The sequence below is a fragment of the Pseudomonas sp. PA-6-3C genome, assembly GCF_021605825.1.
In the GTDB taxonomy this organism is placed as follows: domain Bacteria; phylum Pseudomonadota; class Gammaproteobacteria; order Pseudomonadales; family Pseudomonadaceae; genus Aquipseudomonas; species Aquipseudomonas edaphica.
The window spans coordinates 1-3,239 of sequence record NZ_WKDV01000092.1; the positions used below are offsets into that span (position 1 = coordinate 1).

The following is a 3,239-nucleotide window of genomic DNA, read 5'->3' on the forward strand; positions in this document are numbered from 1 at the left end:
TTGAGAAATTCGAATTTTCGGCGAATGTTGTCTTCACAGTATAACCAGATTGCTTGGGGTTATATGGTCAAGTGAAGAAGCGCATACGGTGGATGCCTTGGCAGTCAGAGGCGATGAAAGACGTGGTAGCCTGCGAAAAGCTTCGGGGAGTCGGCAAACAGACTTTGATCCGGAGATGTCTGAATGGGGGAACCCAGCCATCATAAGATGGTTATCTTACGCTGAATACATAGGCGTAAGAGGCGAACCAGGGGAACTGAAACATCTAAGTACCCTGAGGAAAAGAAATCAACCGAGATTCCCTTAGTAGTGGCGAGCGAACGGGGACTAGCCCTTAAGTGGCTTTGAGATTAGCGGAACGCTCTGGAAAGTGCGGCCATAGTGGGTGATAGCCCTGTACGCGAAAATCTCTTAGTCATGAAATCGAGTAGGACGGAGCACGAGAAACTTTGTCTGAATATGGGGGGACCATCCTCCAAGGCTAAATACTACTGACTGACCGATAGTGAACTAGTACCGTGAGGGAAAGGCGAAAAGAACCCCGGAGAGGGGAGTGAAATAGATCCTGAAACCGTATGCGTACAAGCAGTGGGAGCAGACTTTGTTCTGTGACTGCGTACCTTTTGTATAATGGGTCAGCGACTTATTTTCAGTGGCGAGCTTAACCGAATAGGGGAGGCGTAGCGAAAGCGAGTCTTAATAGGGCGTCTAGTCGCTGGGAATAGACCCGAAACCGGGCGATCTATCCATGGGCAGGTTGAAGGTTGGGTAACACTAACTGGAGGACCGAACCGACTACCGTTGAAAAGTTAGCGGATGACCTGTGGATCGGAGTGAAAGGCTAATCAAGCTCGGAGATAGCTGGTTCTCCTCGAAAGCTATTTAGGTAGCGCCTCATGTATCACTGTAGGGGGTAGAGCACTGTTTCGGCTAGGGGGTCATCCCGACTTACCAAACCGATGCAAACTCCGAATACCTACAAGTGCCGAGCATGGGAGACACACGGCGGGTGCTAACGTCCGTCGTGAAAAGGGAAACAACCCAGACCGTCAGCTAAGGTCCCAAAGTTATGGTTAAGTGGGAAACGATGTGGGAAGGCTTAGACAGCTAGGAGGTTGGCTTAGAAGCAGCCACCCTTTAAAGAAAGCGTAATAGCTCACTAGTCGAGTCGGCCTGCGCGGAAGATGTAACGGGGCTCAAACCATACACCGAAGCTACGGGTATCACGTAAGTGATGCGGTAGAGGAGCGTTCTGTAAGCCTGTGAAGGTGAGTTGAGAAGCTTGCTGGAGGTATCAGAAGTGCGAATGCTGACATGAGTAACGACAATGGGTGTGAAAAACACCCACGCCGAAAGACCAAGGTTTCCTGCGCAACGTTAATCGACGCAGGGTTAGTCGGTCCCTAAGGCGAGGCTGAAAAGCGTAGTCGATGGAAAACAGGTTAATATTCCTGTACTTCTGGTTATTGCGATGGAGGGACGGAGAAGGCTAGGCCAGCTTGGCGTTGGTTGTCCAAGTTTAAGGTGGTAGGCTGAGATCTTAGGTAAATCCGGGATCTTAAGGCCGAGAGCTGATGACGAGCTAACTTTTAGTTAGCGAAGTGGTTGATGCCATGCTTCCAAGAAAAGCTTCTAAGCTTCAGGTAACCAGGAACCGTACCCCAAACCGACACAGGTGGTTGGGTAGAGAATACCAAGGCGCTTGAGAGAACTCGGGTGAAGGAACTAGGCAAAATGGCACCGTAACTTCGGGAGAAGGTGCGCCGGTGAGGGTGAAGGACTTGCTCCGTAAGCTCATGCCGGTCGAAGATACCAGGCCGCTGCGACTGTTTATTAAAAACACAGCACTCTGCAAACACGAAAGTGGACGTATAGGGTGTGACGCCTGCCCGGTGCCGGAAGGTTAATTGATGGGGTTAGCTAACGCGAAGCTCTTGATCGAAGCCCCGGTAAACGGCGGCCGTAACTATAACGGTCCTAAGGTAGCGAAATTCCTTGTCGGGTAAGTTCCGACCTGCACGAATGGCGTAACGATGGCGGCGCTGTCTCCACCCGAGACTCAGTGAAATTGAAATCGCTGTGAAGATGCAGTGTATCCGCGGCTAGACGGAAAGACCCCGTGAACCTTTACTATAGCTTTGCACTGGACTTTGAATTTGCTTGTGTAGGATAGGTGGGAGGCTTTGAAGCGTGGACGCCAGTCTGCGTGGAGCCAACCTTGAAATACCACCCTGGCAACTTTGAGGTTCTAACTCAGGTCCGTTATCCGGATCGAGGACAGTGTATGGTGGGTAGTTTGACTGGGGCGGTCTCCTCCTAAAGAGTAACGGAGGAGTACGAAGGTGCGCTCAGACCGGTCGGAAATCGGTCGTAGAGTATAAAGGCAAAAGCGCGCTTGACTGCGAGACAGACACGTCGAGCAGGTACGAAAGTAGGTCTTAGTGATCCGGTGGTTCTGTATGGAAGGGCCATCGCTCAACGGATAAAAGGTACTCCGGGGATAACAGGCTGATACCGCCCAAGAGTTCATATCGACGGCGGTGTTTGGCACCTCGATGTCGGCTCATCACATCCTGGGGCTGAAGCCGGTCCCAAGGGTATGGCTGTTCGCCATTTAAAGTGGTACGCGAGCTGGGTTTAGAACGTCGTGAGACAGTTCGGTCCCTATCTGCCGTGGACGTTTGAGATTTGAGAGGGGCTGCTCCTAGTACGAGAGGACCGGAGTGGACGAACCTCTGGTGTTCCGGTTGTCACGCCAGTGGCATTGCCGGGTAGCTATGTTCGGAATAGATAACCGCTGAAAGCATCTAAGCGGGAAACTAGCCTCAAGATGAGATCTCACTGGAACCTTGAGTTCCCTGAAGGGCCGTCGAAGACTACGACGTTGATAGGTTGGGTGTGTAAGCGCTGTGAGGCGTTGAGCTAACCAATACTAATTGCCCGTGAGGCTTGACCATATAACACCCAAGCAATTTGACTACTCGAAAGAGCATCAGATTGCGGTGTGTGAAGACGAGATGAACCGAAAGTTCGACGCTCACAAAACACCGAAAGCTGTCACATACCCAATTTGCTGAAGCGAAGCCATCTGGCTACGACTCAGTACCCGAATTTCTTGACGACCATAGAGCATTGGAACCACCTGATCCCATCCCGAACTCAGTAGTGAAACGATGCATCGCCGATGGTAGTGTGGGGTTTCCCCATGTGAGAGTAGGTCATCGTCAAGATTAAATTCC

2 rRNA genes are annotated in these 3,239 nt (G+C 51.3%); both read left to right on the top strand.

The features are described 5' to 3' along the window. Positions 1-65: 65 nt before the first annotated feature. Positions 66-2,957: ribosomal RNA gene (locus GIW48_RS29565) — 23S ribosomal RNA — on the top strand. Positions 2,958-3,114: 157 nt separating this feature from the next. After that, positions 3,115-3,230, top strand: a 5S ribosomal RNA gene (rrf, locus tag GIW48_RS29570). Positions 3,231-3,239 lie beyond the last annotated feature (9 nt).